Annotated in this window: 13 protein-coding genes; 12 read left to right on the top strand and 1 reads right to left on the bottom strand. The window is 50.5% G+C overall.

The window, feature by feature from the left end; all coding sequences use genetic code 11:
• The first annotated feature begins 14 nt into the window (after positions 1-14).
• From H8S75_RS17235 to H8S75_RS17180, 12 genes are all read left to right on the top strand, one after another.
• Positions 15-2,300, top strand: a complete 2,286-nt coding sequence (locus tag H8S75_RS17235; protein ID WP_187022700.1) for a helix-turn-helix domain-containing protein — start codon at positions 15-17, stop codon at positions 2,298-2,300.
• Positions 2,301-2,449: 149 nt separating this feature from the next.
• On the top strand, positions 2,450-3,391 hold the full coding sequence (locus H8S75_RS17230) for an ABC transporter permease (protein WP_002601943.1): 942 nt from the start codon (positions 2,450-2,452) through the stop codon (positions 3,389-3,391).
• Positions 3,392-3,417: 26 nt separating this feature from the next.
• Entirely contained in the window at positions 3,418-4,293 is an 876-nt protein-coding gene (locus H8S75_RS17225) for a carbohydrate ABC transporter permease (RefSeq protein ID WP_187022699.1), read from the top strand.
• A 35-nt stretch (positions 4,294-4,328) separates the two neighbouring features.
• Positions 4,329-5,966: an extracellular solute-binding protein gene (locus H8S75_RS17220; protein ID WP_187022698.1), complete on the top strand. Its 1,638-nt coding sequence runs from the start codon at positions 4,329-4,331 to the stop codon at positions 5,964-5,966.
• Positions 5,967-6,086: 120 nt separating this feature from the next.
• Positions 6,087-7,505: a sulfatase-like hydrolase/transferase gene (locus H8S75_RS17215; protein WP_187022697.1), complete on the top strand. Its 1,419-nt coding sequence runs from the start codon at positions 6,087-6,089 to the stop codon at positions 7,503-7,505.
• A 19-nt stretch (positions 7,506-7,524) separates the two neighbouring features.
• Positions 7,525-9,483, top strand: coding sequence for a glutaminase domain-containing protein (locus tag H8S75_RS17210; protein ID WP_187022696.1), 1,959 nt, complete (start codon positions 7,525-7,527; stop codon positions 9,481-9,483).
• 196 nt (positions 9,484-9,679) lie between these two features.
• Positions 9,680-11,512, top strand: a complete 1,833-nt coding sequence (locus tag H8S75_RS17205; protein WP_187022695.1) for a sensor histidine kinase — start codon at positions 9,680-9,682, stop codon at positions 11,510-11,512.
• Complete coding sequence (locus H8S75_RS17200) at positions 11,487-12,971, top strand: response regulator (protein ID WP_187022694.1); 1,485 nt, start codon at positions 11,487-11,489, stop codon at positions 12,969-12,971. Before H8S75_RS17205 ends, H8S75_RS17200 begins: the two co-directional genes overlap by 26 nt.
• Positions 12,972-13,173: 202 nt before the next feature.
• Complete coding sequence (locus H8S75_RS17195; protein WP_187022693.1) at positions 13,174-14,796, top strand: extracellular solute-binding protein; 1,623 nt, start codon at positions 13,174-13,176, stop codon at positions 14,794-14,796.
• A gap of 71 nt (positions 14,797-14,867) precedes the next feature.
• Positions 14,868-15,785, top strand: coding sequence for an ABC transporter permease (locus H8S75_RS17190; protein WP_002601935.1), 918 nt, complete (start codon positions 14,868-14,870; stop codon positions 15,783-15,785).
• Between the two features lie 11 nt (positions 15,786-15,796).
• Positions 15,797-16,696 carry a carbohydrate ABC transporter permease gene (locus H8S75_RS17185; protein ID WP_187022692.1) on the top strand — a complete coding sequence of 300 codons (900 nt, stop codon included), beginning with the start codon at positions 15,797-15,799 and terminating at the stop codon, positions 16,694-16,696.
• A 7-nt stretch (positions 16,697-16,703) separates the two neighbouring features.
• Positions 16,704-18,257 (top strand): sulfatase family protein, encoded by a 1,554-nt coding sequence (locus tag H8S75_RS17180; protein ID WP_187022691.1) that lies wholly within the window; start codon positions 16,704-16,706, stop codon positions 18,255-18,257.
• 91 nt (positions 18,258-18,348) lie between these two features.
• On the opposite strand, the gene H8S75_RS17175 is transcribed toward H8S75_RS17180, so the two are convergent.
• Complete coding sequence (locus H8S75_RS17175; RefSeq protein ID WP_002601932.1) at positions 18,349-19,059, bottom strand: response regulator transcription factor; 711 nt, start codon at positions 19,057-19,059, stop codon at positions 18,349-18,351.
• Positions 19,060-19,181 lie beyond the last annotated feature (122 nt).

The raw sequence follows: 19,181 nt of genomic DNA, 5'->3' as shown, positions 1-19,181 counted from the left end.
ATAGGAGGGGAACTATGAAAAAAATGAGCTGGAGAAAGAGACTGTTTTATTCCTATATTTTTATCGGGGTGATTCCGCTTCTGGTGTTGGGGGCATTTTTTTATTATGGAAACCGCATGACGGAGAGGAAAGAACTGGAGAAATCCAATTCGGCCATGTTGTCGCAGGTACTCCAGAAGCTGGACTATGTGACAGAAAAGATGAACAGCGCCGCTTACCATTTCTCGGGAAGCGAGATAGAGGACCAGTTAAATGATGTCAGATACGAGCGGACGGAGATCGATGAGGGCCTGGTGGCCTCTCAGCTGATGACATATTCGGAAATCGTGGGGGACACGGAAAATGATGTAAAGCCAATTCTCTATTTAAGAGGGGATAAATCTGTTTACACAATGGATGGGAAGATTCCTTACTCCGAATTTGAAAAGGACATGAACCAGTACGGAGACTTAAACGAGGCTTCGTTTTTCGGAACCATAAATTCGGTTAAGGATGACCGTTCTCTCAAGATTGGGGAAGAGAAGCAGGCGGGGGAAGAATCGTCCATCGTTTATTTTCTGTACCCGATTCCGTATATGAATAATATTCCGATTGCCACGATTGGCTTTGGGTTTGGCTCCGATTCTCTGAATGAGCTGATAAAAACGTATTATACGGCGGATTCTGCCATCTATATTTTCAATGAACGGTATTTAACGCTGTTTCAATGCGGGCAGGAGAACTGTTCCGGGTTAAGCCGGGAGTCGCTTGACAATCTGGCCATAAAGTACAGAAGAACCGGAGGGAAGCTGGTAGAAGAACGGGTGGATGGAGGTTCCTTCATCATTATGAGGGAGATTTCGGCAAATTCCGGGCTGTCAGTGGTGTCGATCACGGACAGTAAGAAATTCTATCAGTCGGGCAGTGAGTTTGCCTCCTGGTATATTTTCCTGATTGCCGTCCTGTTTATAGGTGGAATTCTGCTATCCCTCGTGCTGTCACGGAGCAACTACAAGCCGATTCAGAAGCTGGTCCAGAAAATTGTGGATCAGGACACCATGGCAGATCAGGAGCAGGAAGGAATTAATGAATTTGAGATCATCACAAATAAATGGACCGATGTCCAAAATAAAAATGAAGAGCTGAGCGCACTTTTAAACCGTCAGAGGCCCATGGTGGTGGCCTCCTGTCTGAGGCGGATTCTAAAAGGCAAGTTTAAGACCTCGGAGGAAATGGAGGCGACGCTGAAATCGGCGAATATTAACTTAAGCTACCGCTATAATTTCGTGATCCTGCTTCCGATTCCCGTGGAGGACAGCTTCGAGGAAGATAAAAATCTTCGTATTATGACGGTTCTGGCCGGTTTTATGCAGCCATTTATCCACGTCTACGGCCTCGACATGCTGAAGGACAACGGAATCGCGGTGATTGTCAACTGCGGGGAGCGGACCGCGGGTGAGAAAAATGTGGATATCCGTCTGTCCGTGGCGGACCACCTATGCCGTGAACTGGAGACCCGTTATGAGATTTCCATCCCCTTTTATATAGGAAGAATCTACGAAGATGTCATGGATATAAACCGCTCTTTCTTGGAGTCCGCGGCCATCGCTTCGGATTACCATATGCTGGGAAATCAAAAGATAATTCTGTTTGAGGAGATCGGTTACGAGGAACAGAATATCCAGTATCCCATTCTGGAACAGGCCCTGTTTATCCAGTGTCTGAAACAGGCTAACGAGGAGGCGGCTTTAAAGGCGCTGGACAATATGATCGGGGAGATCGAACCGCTGAAATCGTTTGTCATCACACAGTGCCTCTGCTTCGATATCATCAATATTACGATCAAGACGCTGGACCAGCTAAAGGGCTTTGAACTGAAGAATGTGGATTTAAAGAAGCTGATCACCTTTAAGAGTCTGCCGGAATTCCGCGAAAAGATGGCCGGCCTTACGATCGAGATGTGCCGCCAGTTTGCCGAATTTAAGGACAGCAGAAACAATGAGCGCAAATCAGAAATACTTGATTATGTCAACTGCCATTACGGCGACAGCAGCATGGGATTAGAGAGCGTCGCAGACGAATTCGGCGTATCCTCCAATTACCTCAGCCGGTTTTTCAAGCAGGAGACAGGCTGCTCTTTTATTCAGTATGTCACCATGATCCGGATGGACCGGGCCAGGGAACTGCTGGTGAACAGCAATAAACAGATCAAGGAGATCGTGGCGGAGATCGGATATATCGATGTTGCTAATTTTGTCAGAAAGTTTAAGGGATATGAGGGCGTGACGCCGGGACAGTACAGGGAAAAGATGAGAATATGACATACTGCTTAAAAAGCACATATCCTTGCTGGTACAGGGCTACATATGGAAACGGAATCACAAATTGAAAGGAAGAAGGCAATCCTCTATACTGTGGGCAGAAAGGAGGAGTGAAACGTGAGAGATCAGGAAATGAGAGGGGGAGTATTATGAGGAGGGAAAAGAAACGAAAGCAGGAGGAAGCATTTGCCGTAAGGCTGAAAAAGGACTTTATCCGATACCGCTATATCTATCTGATGCTCCTTCCGGTAGTCATCTACTATGCGGTATTCTGCTACGGTCCCATGAGCAAAATCGTCATTGCATTCCAGAATTTTAAGCCCGCGCTTGGAATTTCCGGGAGCAAATGGGTAGGCATGAAGTATTTTATTGATTTCTTTACCGGGCCGTACGCGTGGAGACTGATCCGGAATACGCTGCTTCTGAATATACTGCAGATTATTCTGGCCTTTCCGGTGCCGATTATCCTGGCGCTTCTTATTAATGAGATACAGTGCCGCCCCTACAAGAAGCTGGTGCAAACGGTCAGCTATATGCCTCACTTCATATCGCTTGTCGTCATGTGCAGCCTGCTCCTAACGTTCAGCCGTTCGGATGGAATCTTTAATGACTTCCTTGCCCTCTTCGGTGTAGAGCGAAGCAATCTGATGGCAAATGCAAAGCTGTTCCGGCCGATGTATGTCTTAAGTGGGATCTGGCAGGAGGCGGGCTGGGGAAGCATCATCTATCTGGCCACTCTTTCCACCATTGATCCCGGCTTATATGAGGCCGCCACCATCGATGGGGCCAGCCGGTTCCAGCGAATGCTTTACGTATCATTTCCCGGACTGGTGCCGATTATTATCGTACAGCTGATTATGAGAGTCGGAAATATCCTGACAATGGGGTTTGAAAAGGTATTTCTCCTTTACAACCCGCTTACATACGACACGGCGGATATTATTTCCACCTATATTTACCGCCAGGGCCTGGAACTGACCAATTACAGCTATGGTACGGCGGTGGGGCTGTTTAACTCGGCGGTCAACCTATTGATTCTCGTGCTGGCGAATCGTCTGAGCAGAAAAGCGACAGGAGAAAGCCTGTGGTAGGGCGGGCTTCCGGAAAGGAGAGAGGAATGAAGAAACAGAAATCTCCGGGAGACAGAATCTTTATTTCTATGGTATATGTCCTGATGGGACTCATGGGGCTGATCTGCCTTTACCCCATGTGGCACGTGGTCATGGCGTCCTTCAGTGATCCCATCGAGCTGATGAGGCACACGGGGGTGATCCTGAAGCCGTTGGGATTCTCCCTGGAGGGGTACCGGGTGGTGATCGAGAACCCCAATATACTGCCGAGCTACTTCAATACAATTGTGTATGTGCTGGTGGGAACGGCCATTAACATGTTTCTCACCATTTTGGGGGCGTATGCGCTGTCCAGAAAAGGGTTCATGCTGGAACAGCCGCTCACGCTGCTGATCGTATTTACCATGTATTTTAATGCGGGACTCATACCGAATTTCCTGCTGGTGAAGGGGCTGGGCCTTTATAATACGATCTGGGCGTTAGTTCTTCCCGGTGCCATTTCCACATGGAACTTAATCGTTATGAAGACGTCATTTCAGTCGATCCCGGTCAGCCTTGAGGAGTCCGCCAGGCTGGATGGCGCCAACGACTTCGTGATTCTGTTTAAGATCATCCTGCCGCTGTCCAAGGCGACGATGGCGGTTATGGTGCTGTTCTATGCGGTGGCGCACTGGAGTTCCTGGTTTAATGCCATGATTTATCTGAGAGATAAGAGCAAATTTCCCCTGCAGCTTGTCATGCGGGAGATTCTGATCGCCAATTCATCCGGCGGAAACAGCATGATGGATACGGATGCGATGTTCCTGGAGGAAATCGTAAAATATTCCACGATTGTGGTTGCGACGGTCCCGATTCTGTTTATCTATCCGTTTGCGCAGAAATACTTTATGTCGGGTGTGATGATGGGGTCTGTAAAAGAGTAAAAAAGTTAAAATTATTGATTGGGAGGTAATCCAAAATGAGAAAGAAACAAATCGTATGTTTGACACTGGCGGCTGCTCTGTTAGGTCTTACCGCATGTGGAAATGCACAGAGCGCAGGTACCGCGGCATCAACTGAAAAAGCGAAAAACGAAGGAACAGAGGGGACGAAGAGTACGGAGACCACGGAAGCGGGAAAAGACGGGGACAGCAGTGAGCCGGTTACCCTGACTTACTGGGTTCCATTTGGCAGCAGCGCGTCAAAATACGTGACCGGTGACAATGACAATGTGGCGTATCAGGAGGCCATGAAACGTCTGGGGATCAACATTGAGTTTATCCATCCGGCGATCGGACAGGAACAGGAAGAATTTAACCTGCTGTTCCTGGGAGATAAGCTTCCCGATATCATCGCCTATGCGGATCGTTATGCGGGCGGTGAATTTCAGGGAATGAGAGACGGGGTGTTTAAAGATCTGACAGAGCTGGTTCCTCAGTATGCGCCGGACTACTATAAGGTATTGACGGAAAATGAAGAGTTTTACAGGGAGTCCACCGATAACAACGGCCATATCGTGAGCTTCAACAACTGCAAGCCCGTTGCCGACCCGCCTTTCCGCAGATGGGTCTTCAAGAAGGACTTATTGAGCGAGCTGGACTGTGATATACCGAAAACGGTGGCGGATTACGAGGCCATGTTTGAAAAGATCAAGGCGAAGGGAATGACTCCTTACCTCCTGGATAAGTTTGGATATGAGGTACAGCTGGAAGGTCTGTTTGATGTTTATTACAATAAAGATAATAACTTCTTCCAGAAAGACGGCGTCGTCAAGTGTGCGCCTCTGGAGGACGGATTTAAGGATTATCTGACCCTGATTAACAAGTGGTATTCAAGCGGTTATATCTCCAAGGATTTCAGCAGCATCAAGGACGCGGAGGCCAATACGCTGTTTGACACGGATCAGATCGGTACCTATCTTGCTCCAACCGTTGCCACCTTTAACCGCGGCGAGAGGCAGGGCTTTGAAGTCGTGTCGGCTCCGTATATCAGGCTGGAAGAGGGACAGCAGCTCCACTGGGAGGAATACAATGTATGGCCGAGAACGCGGGAGCACGAGTCCACGGTGGTCATCAGCAAGGACTGTCAGAACGTAGAAGCCGCCATGAAATTTTTAAATTACGGCTACACGGAGGAGGGCGCCAATCTCTACAACTGGGGCGTGGAAGGTGTCAACTGGAATTGGCAGGGAGACAAGCGGGTGTATAACGACACCATGCTGAACAATCCAAAGTTTGGAACAGAGGAAGCCAGTTTTATTTACAAGGTACATTTTGCGCCGAAGATCAACTACCCCGATGTCGAGTGCCATGCGAACCTCTTAAAGAGTGAGGGAGCTCTGGCAATCCGTATGAAATGGTCGGATGATGATAAGATCGACAGCAGCCTTCAGCTTCCGCCATACCAGCTGGAGGAGGATGAGCAGCAGAGACTGGGTGAAATTATGACTCCGGTCAATACCTATATCGATGAGATGACACTTAAATTTATCACGGGCGCGGAGCCGCTGGATAATTTCAATAATTTCCGTGCGACCATCAAGTCAATGGGAATTGACGAAGCGCTGCAGTTAAAGCAGGATGGACTCGATGCCTATATGGCGAAGGAAGTGAAATAGAGCAGTTCGCCGGAGGAAGCAAAATAGTAGAGAAAGTAGTAAAAATAGTGTTCTGGATTCCATAAAAAATCCTGTTAAAATAGAGTCAGAACTGAAAAATGACACAGGAAAGAGGTTCCAATGAGCAGAGAAAGTAAAAAGCCAAATCTGATATACATTTTTGCAGATCAGCTTCGTTACTCCAGCCTGGGCTATGCAGGAGACTTAAGAGCCCAGACTCCTAACATTGACGCGCTGTGTGCGAAGAGCACGGATATGTGCCGGATGGTCAGCGGCCATCCGGTGTGCGCGCCGTACCGCGCCTCACTGTTTACGGGAAAATATACGACGAGTACGGGAATGGTGATCAATGAGATCCGGATGAATCCGAACCATCACACCTTTGCGGACGTGTTAAATGAAAATGGCTATGAGACCGCATACATCGGAAAATGGCATATGTATGCGTCGGAGCTGGGCAACCATTACAATCCGAAAAACTCCTATATTCCAAAGGGCAGGGACCGGCTGGGCTTTAACGGGTATTTTGCAGCCTATAATTTCCGCCATGAGTATTCCGTGGGGACGGCCTACTATCATCTGGACAGTCCGGAAAAGATTTACTACGACAAATACGAGCCGGACGCCCAGACCGACATGGCCATAGAGCAGCTGGAGCGGCTGGCCCGTGTGGACTCCCCCTTTGCGCTGTTTTTATCCATCGGCACGCCCCACGATCCGTGGGAACCGGATAATGTGCCCGAGGAGTGCTTAAGGCGGTTTGCACATACGGATTTCGATTATCCGCCCAATTACCTTCCGGAAAACGATCCGCACGCCGACCAGTGGGCCCGCTTAAGCGAAGAGGAGAGGAAGTGCCTCCCTGAATGGATGAGGGTATACTATGCCATGACTGCCAATTTAGATGACAACATCGGCCGTCTGAAGGAGGCGGTCAGCCGCCTTGGCCTGGAAGAGAACTCCATCATCGTCTTTACCTCCGATCACGGAGAGCTGTTTGGGGCCCATGGCAGGAGGGCGAAGAATATTTTCTATGAGGAGGCAGTCCGGGTGCCGATGCTGATCCGGTGGCCGGGACATCTGGAGGAACATGTCAGGAGAGACTGTGTCATGAACACGGTGGATATTATGCCGACCCTTCTGTCGCTCATGGACCTTCCCGTTCCTTTGGGGGCGGAGGGAAAGGATTTCAGCATGGCGGTAAAGGGAGAGGAGGTCAGAGACGACGGCGCGCTTATGATGTGTACCGGGCCTACCGCGGCCTGGGGCGACGGGCAGGAATGGAGGGCATTTAGGACCCGGAGGTATAAGTATGCCGTATACCGCTCCGACCAACAGGAGTTTTTATTCGATCTGGAGAATGATCCGTATGAAAGGAATAATCTGGCCGGAGATCCGGAATACCGCGGCCGGCTGGAGGACTTAAAGAGGCAGATGTATTCCAGAATGGAGGCGGTCGGAGACCGTTTTGAGAGCAATACCTACTACCGGGACCACTGGGTAGAAGACAGAATCATCAGACATACCGCAACCATATAGCGAAAGGGGAACTTTAATTATGAAAATAGAGAGAGCAGCGAGTGTACCGCTGATTGTACACGATCCATATTTCAGCATCTGGTCGGGAGGTGACCATTTAAATAACTGCGATACCTCCCACTGGAGCGGAGCACGCCAGGCGGTCCGCGGTTACGTCGTGATTGACGGAACGCCTTACTGTTTTATGGGTGATCCGGAATTCAGTCAGACGATCGGCCAGACCGGGCTGTCCATCACACCGACGTCCACGGAATATCAGTTTGAAAATGAATGGATCACCATGCAGGTACGGTTTACCTCCCCGCTGCTGCTTGACGATCTGCTGCTGGTATCGCGTCCGTGCACGTATCTTGATGTCACCGTTTCCCGGAAGAAGCCGGCCGGCGTCCGCGTGGTATTTGCCTTTTCCTCCGATCTTGTGAAATTTACGGACGGACCGGTAAACGGCGATGTGCAGCAGACAGAGAAATTCCGATATGGCGTCATGGGAAAGGCATTCCAGACCCCACTGGGGCACAGCGGAGACCACACGACCATTGACTGGGGATACTTATATCTGGCCGGCCGTGGCCCGGAGGCCCGATTTGCTTATGACAGCGAAAAGGAGCGGCTGGATGGAATCGTCGAACTGGGAACGGAGTCGGAGAGCGGCGGAATCGTGGCGGCCTACGACGACCTTGTCTCCATCAACTATTTCGGCCAGTGGAGAAAGGCTTATTGGACAAAGAAATATCCCACGATTATCGACGCCATCGGAGCCAGCCTTGATGAGCGGGAGGATGTGCTGAAAAAGAGCGAGGCTCTGGACCGCAGCCTGACCGAGCGGGCAAGGGAGATGGGCGGAGAGGACTATGAGCTCCTGTGCTGTCTCAGCTACCGCCAGGCGGTGGCGGCCCATAAGCTGATTGAGGACGAGGACGGAAATCTGATTTTTCTGTCCAAGGAAAATGATTCCAACGGATGCATCGGTACCGCCGATGTCAGCTATCCGTCAGTGCCGCTGTTCCTCATGTACAGCACGGATTACATAAAAGGGATGCTGCGGCCGGTGTTCCGCTTTGCCTCCTGTGACGTGTGGGAGTATGACTTCGCGCCGCATGATGTGGGCCGCTATCCGTATGCGTGGGGACAGGTCTACGGACTGAATCCGGAGAAAAAGGGAAAGCAGTACCTTCAGGCCAACGGAGCCGTATTTCCGCCCTATTACCAGTATCCGCCGTGTGATGTCTACGATCTGAAGTTTCAGATGCCCGTAGAGGAATGCGGAAATATGCTGATCATGACGGCTGCCTGCTGTGAAATAGACAAAAATGCGGAGTTTGCAAAGCCGTATCAGGGGCTTCTTAAGACGTGGACGGAGTATCTGCTCACCTACGGAGCGGACCCGGGAGAACAGCTCTGTACCGATGATTTTGCCGGCCATCTGGCTCATAATACGAATCTGGCCGTCAAGGCGATCATGGGAATCAAGGCATACGCCAGAATCCTGGAGCTTCTGGGAGAGGACAGTGAGTCGATGAGATACCGGAGCCGGGCGGCTGCCATGGCTGCGGTCTGGGAGACAACGGCCAGTGGAAAAGGCCACACGGCGCTTACGTTCGGAGACACGGATTCCTGGAGCTTAAAATACAATCTCGTCTGGGACCGCTTTTTCGGTGATCCGTTGTTCTCCGGTGATATTATATCCGGCGACCTGGCATGGTATGTCGAAAAATGCGGGGAGTATGGGACTCCGCTGGACAGCAGGAGCAGCTATACGAAGAGTGACTGGATACTCTGGTGCGCTTCCATGGCGGGAGACAAGGAGATGTTTCAGGCGCTGACCGCGCCGGTGGCTGCCTATGTAAGGGACACAGAGAGCCGGGTTCCATTTTCCGACTGGTACGATACGGTGAGCGGCCGATACTGCCACTTTATCGCCAGGAGCGTCCAGGGGGGAATCTATATGCCGATGTTTATGGAGAGATTTAAGAAATAGAAGAACGGAAGCTTTTGCACGTCCCGTGATCGGCGTGCAAAAGCTTTTTGCGGCTTATACCTGTGAGCCGCGATCACAGGGGTAAAGCCACTCCACTAAGCTCGTGAGAAACCTCGCTAAGTGGAGATGACATGTATCGCACGTAAGCGGCCAAAGGACGCCCGCTAAGTGCTCATAACTAGGAGGGAGGATACATATGAGTCTGCATTCCATACAAACAAAAATCATGACGGTCAGCCTGTTGATTGCGGTAGGCACCGCGGTCGCCTCGCTGATCATCTCGTTCTATGCGGAGATCAATACCATTAAATCCACGACAGAGCGGTATACGGAACAGTATATTTCCTTTGCGGACCGGGAATTTAACAGTATGCTGTCCGAGTCGAAGAAAATCGTACTGTCTGTTGCGCTGGCGCAGGAATTTATTTCCCCCAATCTGGTCAGGGCAGGGGAGGAGGCATCCTATAAAGGGTATCAGCAGAAAAAACAGATTAAGAGCTTCCTGGCCGGTTTTCTCTCGCAGAAGGAATACATAGAGGATATTCTTCTGATTACCGGGGACGGACTCATCTATCAGGCGGGATCGGGGATTGTAATGAAGCGGGAGCTGGATACTCCTGCAATGAAGCGGGCGCTGTCCAGCGATTCCATGGAGCTTATCTATGATGCGGAAGGCCAAAGCCTGCTCCTCAGCCATCCTGTTACGTACTGCCAGGGGAACACGAGGGGAGTTATTGTTGTAAAGCTGAATTACGAATTTATCACCAGCGTATACACCATTGACTTCCTGCGGTCGGTCGCCCTCTATCTGTATCTGCCGGATGGACAGCTGTTCTACACCAACAGCGGAGAGGAGGAGAGACAGGGACCGGTGGAAGAGGTCCGTCAGAAGGCGCCCTCTGCCGGCTACGTAAAATGGAAGGGCAATCCCTATTACTATATCCGCTATGTGTCCGACACCAGCCACATGACGCTTATAAGCCTGATTCCGCAAGATGTGCTGCTGAAAGATGCACAGGAACTGAAGACGAAATTTCTCCTGATCGGCGCGGCGGCTTCTGCGGCGGCACTCCTGGCGGCGGCCTATCTATCGAAGCGGATCTGTGCCGATTTGAAATGCCTTTCCGGCGGAATGGAGGCTGTCCGTTCCGGGAATCTGGGCGTGCGCATGAAAATTCCGGCCAGGGATGAGATTGGCGCTCTGGCGGATACCTTCAACGTGATGATGGATCGGATCGAGGCGCTGATGGCCGAGGTGCGGCAGAAAGAAAAGCTGAAGAGAGAGGCCCAGCAGGATGTGCTGGCATCCCAGATTGAACCGCATTTTCTCTATAATTCCATCGACAGCATCCAGTATGTGGCTCACAGCAGGGATGAGAAGGAGATTGAGGCGGTGGCTGCGTCGCTGTCGGAGCTGCTGCGGAGTGTTCTCTCCAACCACAATGAATTTATTACACTGTGGGAGGAAAAGGATTACATAGAAAATTACCTGACAATTGAGCGTTTCAAGTACCGCAGGCCGTTTACCGTTTTGTGGGACGTGGAGGAGGAACTGTGGAGCTATCCCGTGCCCAAGCTTCTGCTGCAGCCAGTGGTGGAAAATGCCCTGATTCATGGCATTGCGGCGATGGATGGAGACGGAGTGATCAATGTGAAGATATACAGGCAGCAGGATACCGTTATTCCCGCGAGCAACGAGCCAAACGGACACGCTGGCGCGTCCATTTGGCGACTGCCGCGAGGGTCACAAACCCCGCCGCGAGCGGCGGGGGTTGTGATTTTGAAGGTGATGGACAATGGAAGGGGAATCAGTGAGGACAAGCTGGGAGAGCTGAAACAACATATGGCCAGTAAAGGAAAACCGGGATTTCGCAGAATTGGTATTACCAACGTGTTTAACCGGATTCAATTGATCTATGGCGACGGATATGGCGGAACCATAGACAGCTGCGAGGGGATGTTTACGTGCGTGGAACTGCGTTTGCCAGCGGGAGGTGAAAAAGATGGCCTTGAAGATTTTACTGGTTGACGATGAGACGGTCTTCAGAACCTGCATCCGGGAGATGAAATTCTGGGAGACCGGGGAGTTTGTGCTGTCCGGGGAAGCGGGAAGCGGGGACGAGGCGCTTGCCGTGCTGGCGGAGCGGGAGATTGATCTCGTGCTCATGGATGTCTCCATGCCGGGAAAGAACGGGATCGTTCTTTCGGAGATCATTTCCCGCAAATATCCGGGAACCGCCATCATCGCCATGAGCAGCTATGATGATTATGATTACGTCCGTGAAATTCTGAAAAACGGCGCGTATGACTATATTCTGAAGAGCCGCCTGTCGGAAGAGTTTCTGGTGCTCACCTTAAAAAACATAGCGACCCGCCTAAAGGGACTCTCCTCCTGGGAGATTAAGGCGGAATTAAGAAGACAGACGCGGGAATGGATCTTCGGGGAAGGGGTCAACCCCTTCACCTCCGATAACAGCAGAAAGGCTGCGGTTATCATCCGGATCAAGGATATGGACCGGACGGCCATGCTTGATGACGGCGGTCTGCTGGAGGGCGTCGCAAAGGCGGCGGAGGCGGCCCGACTGGAGGGCGTAAAGTCTCTGGCCTGCTTAAGAAAGCCGGACTGCATTGTCCTTCTGACCCGGTTCTACGGTGTTATCTCAGAGGCGGAGATAAGAAATAAGCTGGAGTGTATCATGGCCCTGATTCAGGACAGTGTACGCCGCATCTTCCATTTGCGCCTTGATTTTACCCGGTGTCCGCTGTTCTTTAACGACAATTCCCTGAAGAGCTTCCTGCTGCATAAGCTGGAGGAGGCGGGGCCGGAACGGGAAAGCGAGGCCTCTCTTTCCCTGACCATCGGCCAGCATAAACGCCTTCTGGCCGTTGCGGTAGAACACGATGCAGCCTCGGCGGCGCAGCTGATAGAAGAGATATACGGCGGGATTCCTGCCGATCATGCCGGACTCTGCATTATGGTGACGAAAGAGCTTCTGGAGCTGATCGAAAAGATATCGGTGGAATATGAGATTGAACTGGACTTTCTCCCCAGAGAATTCATGCTGTTTCAGTATGCCCGTGTGAAGAGCAGGGAAGCGCTGGTATCCAGTGTATCCGGCCTTTACCGGAATGTGCTGAGAGAGATTAGCGAGAAGGAGGAGAAAAAACGAGGCTATTCTGCCATGGTGCGAAATGCGATTGCCTATCAGAAGGAACATTATAAGAGCCCCATCAGCCTGCGGATGATCGCCGATGGGATCGGCGTGAGCAGTTCCTATCTAAGCCGTATCTTCCATGACGAGACGGGACAGACCGTAACCGATTATCTGAATACGATACGGCTGGAGGAGGCAAAACGCCTGATCCGGGATGGGGTTCCGTTAAAAGAGGTGGTGTCCCGGTGCGGTTTCAGAAACTATGGATATTTTCTGAAAGTCTTTAAGGAATACGTGGGGAAGACGCCGAAGGAGTATCTGGCGAAACAGTAAAAATTGTGGACAGGAAAGTAAAAATAGAAAAGAAAACAGACCATATTCCAATCCTTTTACATGGTAAAATTTTTCTATCAGGAAGTGCTAGTACTGCATTGCGTAATTAACTGTGATAAAACACCCTCTGACGCAGATATCAGGCATTTTATTCACAATTAATTACGCAATGCAGTACTAGAAAGCGAAAGGAGAAGAAGGTATGAAGAAAGCAGCGGTATTATTACTTGGCGGTATCCTGGCAGCAGGGCTGATGACAGGCTGTGGGAAATCTGCTGAAAACGGAAAAAAGGCGGAAACAGAGGGCAGGACGACGGGAGCGGTGACAGAGGAAGCAGGCGGGGAAGAGGCTGCGAATCTGAATATGGAGGGCTTTCCCATCGTAAATGAAAAGATTACCATGACGGTGTACGGCTGCCGGGATCAGAACCATGCGCCCTGGAACGAGGTCCTCACTCTGAACAAATATGAGGATTTAACAAACATCCATATGGACTATCAGGAAGTACCGGCCGATGGATTTGAAGAGAACAAGCAGCTTCTCTTTGCCTCCAATGAGCTGCCGGACATTTTCCTGAAAAGCGATATCAAGATTGACCAGATTGCCACCTATGGGGTGGGGAGCGGACAGCTGATGGTGCTTGACGATCTGATTGAGAAATACGCTCCCAACCTGTCGAAGATTTATGAGGAATACCCTCAGATCAAGCAGGCGGTAACTGCGGCGGACGGTCATATGTATACAATTCCTGCCATCGATATAAGCGCGACGGGCAGCATGGGATTTAAACAGTGGATCAACAAGGCGTGGCTCGATAAGCTTGGAAAAGATATTCCGACGAATCTGGAGGAATTTAAAGATGTCCTGATCGCATTCCGTGACGGAGATCCCAATGGAAATGGCCAGGCGGATGAAATCCCGCTGGGAATTCGCGAACCCGATTCGATCTACCCGCTGGCGGGCAGCTTCGGCCTTCAGTTCCAGATGAAAGATACTTATAATATCGACGAAAACGGAACGGTACATAACTGGCTGTGCGACGATGCCTTTAAAGAATACCTGATTTACTTAAACGATCTCTATGAGGAAAAGCTGTTATGGCAGGATTATTATAAGAACGACAGAGCGGCATGGAGAAGCAATCTGGCCGGAGAGATGTACGGAGCCATGTATATGCCGTATTCGGACGTATTCGTGAACTGCGAGGAAGATTATGTGGGCTACAAACCACTGATCGGTCCGAATGGGGATCAGATGTGGACGGACGCCACCGGCAGTATCAGTATGCTCGGCAGCTTCGCGCTCAGCAATACGTGTTCCAATCCGGAAGCGGCTGTCCGTTGGGTGGATTATTTCTATGGAGCCGAGGGGGAGATGTTTTTCCGTTACGGCATAGAGGGGGAGACCTTTGATTACGATTCGAACCATGTGCCGCATTTCAAAGATGAGATCCTAAACAGTCCGGATGGGTTTATGACGGCTCTTGGCAAGATCAACCTCGTGCCGGGCGGCGGTTTCCCGTGTATGATTACGGATAATACCGACAATGTAGTGGCCAGCGAACGGACCAAGGAGGCAGCCGCCATTCTGGTGGACTACATGCCTGAGAAGGTATATGCAAAGCCGACGGTTTCCATGGAAGATATGGACCGGCTGAACGCCATAGAACAGGATATCATTAACTATAAAAAAGAGGCGGTAGCCAAATTCGTCATCGGTGAGTGGGGCTTTGACAAATGGGCTGAGTACTGCGCTACACTGGAACAGATCGGAATCCGCGAACTGGAGGGAATCTATCAGAAAGCGCTGGATGCCACGAAGTAAGAAGGAGGGCCGGAAGCCGGAGGCAGGGCTTCCGGCCTGTCCGGTATGAAGAGAAAGCTGGAGGTAATACCATGAAACAAAAACAGAAAAAGCTTTGGCTGGATATCCGCAAGAATGCCGGCCTCTACGCGCTGGTGGCGATTCCCATCATCTGGTATATTGTATTCAAATACATCCCCATGTATGGGCTTCAGATCGCGTTTCGCAGATTCAACCCGACGCTGGGAATTACGAAGAGTCCCTGGGTGGGGCTAACCTATTTCAAACAGTTCTTTCAGTCCTATTATTTTAAGGACGTTCTGGTAAATACGCTCTCTCTCAGTGTGTTCACCATGCTCGTCGGCTTTCCGGTACCGATCTTTCTGGCTCTTTTAATCAACGAAATAAAGAGCACAAAATTAAAAAAGGCGGTTCAGAATATCACGTACATGCCTAATTTTCTTTCCATCGTTGTAATTGTCAGCATGCTGAGCCTGTTTTCCAATAAAGAATACGGCCTGTTTAACCAGATTACCGCGTTCTTTGGGGCGAAGCCGGTGGATTTTATGTCGAGGCCGTCGGCCTTCCAGCCGCTCTACGTGTTTTCCAATGTATGGCAGAATATGGGCTTTAACGCGATCATCTATATTGCCGCGCTGAGTGCTATCGACCCCCAGCTCTATGAGGCGGCCTCGATTGACGGGGCTACGAGGATGCAGAAGATTATACATATCTCGATTCCGTGTATCATGGGAACCATTCTGATTTTATTCATCATGAGAATCGGGAATCTGATGAGTGTGGGGTTTGAGAAGGTACTTCTGATGCAGCGCGACGTCACCATCTCCTCCAGCGAGGTAATATCAACGTTTATTTATAAAAACGGTATTCAGAAAGGGCAGTTCAGCTACAGCACTGCGGTAGGAATGTTCAATTCTATCATTAATTTTGCCCTTTTGGCAGGTGCAAATTTTATCAGTAAGAAGACAACAAAAACCAGTTTGTGGTAGGGAGGGGAACGATGAAGATGAAAGGAAAGTATGGTGAGATCGTCAGGAGTGACAGGACCTTTGATGTGATTGCGGCGGTTCTCGGCTGTATTATCATTGTGATTGTCATGGTTCCGCTGATCTTTGTGGTGGCGGCCTCCTTTTCCGATCCGGATCTGGTCATCCGGGGAGAGGTGCTGCTCTGGCCGAAAGGGCTGACGACGAAGGCGTACACCATGGTGTTTGAAAATAAAGACATCTGGAGGGGATTTCGCAATACCATGTTTTACACGGCGCTTGGAACCATAATCAGTGTGACGCTGACGGTCCTGGCGGCTTATCCCCTTTCCAGGAAAAACTTAAGGGGCCGGAATTTTATCATGATGGCGGTGCTGTTTACCATGTATTTCAGCGGAGGCATGGTTCCCACCTATCTTCTGGTGAAGGACTTGGGAATGTATAATACCATCTGGGCGATTCTGATTCCCAATGCACTCTCTACGTATAACCTGATTGTGGCCAAGACCTTCTTTGAAAACAGCATTCCGGAAGAACTATATGAATCGGCCCGTCTCGATGGCTGCGGCAACATCTCGATGCTGCTTCGGATCGTGCTTCCGCTTAGTAAGGCGATTCTGGCTGTTCTTGTGCTGTATTATGCCGTTGCAATCTGGAATTCCTATTTTGACGCGCTGATTTACTTAAAGGATTCGAGCCTGCACCCGCTGCAGATTGTATTAAGAAATATTCTTCTGCTGGGCCAGACAGAACAGATGGGGACAAATGACGTCGGGATGGCGGAAAAGATTAAGATGGCGGAGGCAATTAAGTATTCGGTGATCGTAGTATCCAGCATTCCGATGCTGCTTCTCTATCCATTTGTACAGAAATATTTCGTGAAAGGCGTCATGATTGGCGCCGTGAAAGGATAGGTTTGGAATGGAAAAAAAGAAGAATGTTATTATTATCATGACGGACCAGCAGAGGGCTGATCTGCGTAAGGGCTGTGGATACGAGCTGGACACGATGCCATTTTTGGATGAGTGGGCGAAGGGCGGCGTGGATTTTGAAAATGCTTATACGCCCAATCCCACCTGTATGCCGGCAAGAGTCAGCATGATGACGGGGCGGTACAGCGAATGCCATCAGGTGAGAACCAATCATAACCTCCAGGATGCCCTGTATACAGAGGACCTGCTGGATGTATTGAAGAAGAATGGGTATGTGACGGCTCTCTGTGGAAAAAATCATTCTCACCGCAGTTCAGAGGATTTCGACTTCCATGAGTGTACGGGTCATCTTGGTAATGAAGGGGAAATCAATACGACTCCCGCTGAATGTGAATTTGCCGATTTCTTAAACTCCACGCATCATATGGAGATGCACGTTCCCTCTCCCGGAGGCGTCGAGGTTCAGCATCCCTATCGAAATGTATCGTCAGCGTTTCAGTTCATAGACAGCCTGGATCACGAGCCGTTCTTCGCCTGGGTCTCATTTGCGGAGCCTCATAATCCGTATCAGGTGCCCGAACCTTATTTTAACATGTTCCCTCCCGAGCAGCTTCCGCCTCTCCACAGTACGACAGAGAATCTGGAGGAGAAAGGGGATCGCTATCCATGGATCCGGAATTTGTGGGAGAAGGTGCTGGGGGAATCGGTTGAGGAAAGGATTCTCCGCGCCCGTTCCAATTACCACGGAATGCTGCGTTTGATTGACGATCAGGTAAAACGTCTGATTGAGGGGCTGAGAGAGCGCGGACTGGAGGAGAATACCATCGTCATTTACGTGTCGGACCATGGAGATTTCGTCGGTGAGTATGGATTAATACGGAAGGGGCCGGATCTGCCGGATGTGCTGACTCATATTCCCATGATCTTCAAAGGGCCTGATATTGTCCCTCAGGGAAGGCGTGTTTCGTGTTTCGTAAGTCTTGTTGATATTTTACCAACCCTGTGCGATATGCTCGGACTGGAGGCTCCGCTGGGCTGCCAGGGCAAAAGCTTCCTTCCGATTCTGAAAAACAGGGACATCCCGGAGCGGGAATTCGATACTGCTTATGCGGAGAGCGGATTTTCCGGACAGTATTGGAACGAGCACGATGGACTGACGCTGCCGGCCGAAGATGCGGTATCGCCGGAGTGGGACCGTTTCGACTGTCTCAACACCTGGACCCAGTGCGGGCAGGTGCGGGCGCTGTGGAAGGGGACGTATCACATCCAGGTGGATATGATGGGATCGGGGTATCTCTATAACAGAAAAACGGATCCCTTTGAGCTTTACAATCTCTGGGAAGAGCCGGATATGCAGGGCGTGAAAAACGAACTCCTGACGGAGCTTGCGGCGGCCATGATGAAGGCTGCAGATACTCTTCCTGTGCCCCATAAACGCTATAGGACAAAGGTGCATCCGAAAGGCTACTGGTATCAGGAGTGGTCTTGTGAAGATATGGGAGTGCGAAGGATGAAGGCGATTGGAAGCCGGGGACTGGAATAAGTGAGAATGGGAGGAGGCCGTATCCTGGCATCCTCCCATTAAGTATTTTGCTGCTATACATCAAGTATCTTACTGTTTTACTTCAAATACCCTACCGTTTTACCTCAAATTTATAACCAATTCCCCACACTGTGGTCAATGCCCAGTTGGCGTGATCCTTAATCTTTTCCCGCAGACGTTTGATATGTACATCCACGGTTCTGGTATCTCCGATGTATTCGTATCCCCAGATGTGGTCTAATAGCTGCTCTCTGGTAAATACCTGGTTTGGTGAGGAAGCGAGGAAGTAAAGCAGCTCCAGCTCCTTCGGCGGCATCTCGATGGAGTGGCCCATATAGATGACGGAATAGTTCGTCAGGTTTACAATCAGATCAGGATACTCCACGTAATCGCCCTGCTGGTCGGTCTGGGCGGCCGCCGGCACTGCGGCCTGCTGGTAACGGCGAAGCACCGCCTTGACTCTGGCCACCAGTTCCTTCGAGTCGAAGGGCTTGATCATATAATCATCGGCGCCCAGCTCCAGGCCCAGCACCTTGTCGAAGACCTCGCCTTTTGCGGACAGCATGATGATGGGAACCGGGGACTGAGCCCGCATTTCCCGGCATACCTGATAGCCATCCATGCCCGGAAGCATCAGATCGAGGAGAACCAGATTCGGTTTAAACTCCGGAAATACCCGGAGCGCCTCCTCACCGTCGTTTACAATCATCGTTTCAAAACATTCTTTCGTCAAATAAAGAGAAATCAATTCGGCGATGTTATTATCATCGTCTACGATCAATATTCTCTGTTTTTCTGCCATAGCCAAATCCTCCTTGCGTTGTATTCAAGATTCCCGTTGCTGTTCCCGGCCCCACCGTCCGTTGCTTCCCGGTCTGTCCCGGCCCCGGCTGGCTCATGCGGCCTTTCCTGTGACTTTGCAGG

Origin of the sequence: Hungatella hominis (assembly GCF_014288005.1) — a bacterium.
In the GTDB taxonomy this organism is placed as follows: domain Bacteria; phylum Bacillota; class Clostridia; order Lachnospirales; family Lachnospiraceae; genus Hungatella; species Hungatella effluvii.
This window is presented reverse-complemented; position numbering and strand designations above follow the sequence as displayed.